Genomic DNA, 512 nt, shown 5'->3' with positions numbered 1-512 from the left:
TTTGATGTGTAGTAATAAGAACCGCGCTTGGTATCGGTAATACCTCATAATTCTCAAGAATTGACAATTCATATGGGGCTAAATAAAACTCACAAATAACCCCCATCCTCATATCCCCGTAATCAACGCAAAATGCCCTCCCTCTACCTTTAAAAAGTATGGAAAGGAATTTATTTATCTCTTTAATAGTCGCAATGCTTATGTTTGAAAATGCCTTACATAGAATGAGTGTCCTGTATGCATCATCCGACAGCCTTACTGTCTCAGTTTCCTGTACTCCGGCATAGAATGGTTCTTCATTGAATGGTGAAGGGTATGACCCGCCGTCATTGGCCTCAGAAAACCCAAAACTATTGGTATCTATTGACGCCTTAATGTATCTGGATACATTCACTACCTTTCCCCACACATCAAGACCAAACGATCCGCATGTGTTTACATTCCACACCTCATTAATAAACTCATCGGTGAATTCATCTAAATTCACTGCCTGATTAAATGTATCTATTATG

The 512-nt window shown here is 39.1% G+C and carries 1 protein-coding gene; it reads right to left on the bottom strand.

The window, feature by feature from the left end:
• Positions 1 to 511, bottom strand: a 511-nt coding sequence (locus AD970_RS18435; protein WP_049602467.1) for a DUF2612 domain-containing protein, incomplete at its 3' end; no start/stop codon positions are given.
• Position 512 lies beyond the last annotated feature (1 nt).

Source organism: Yersinia nurmii (assembly GCF_001112925.1).
Taxonomy (GTDB): Bacteria; Pseudomonadota; Gammaproteobacteria; order Enterobacterales; family Enterobacteriaceae; genus Yersinia; species Yersinia nurmii.
The sequence above is the reverse complement of the archived record's forward strand: the minus strand, read 5'-3'. Positions and strand labels throughout refer to the sequence as shown.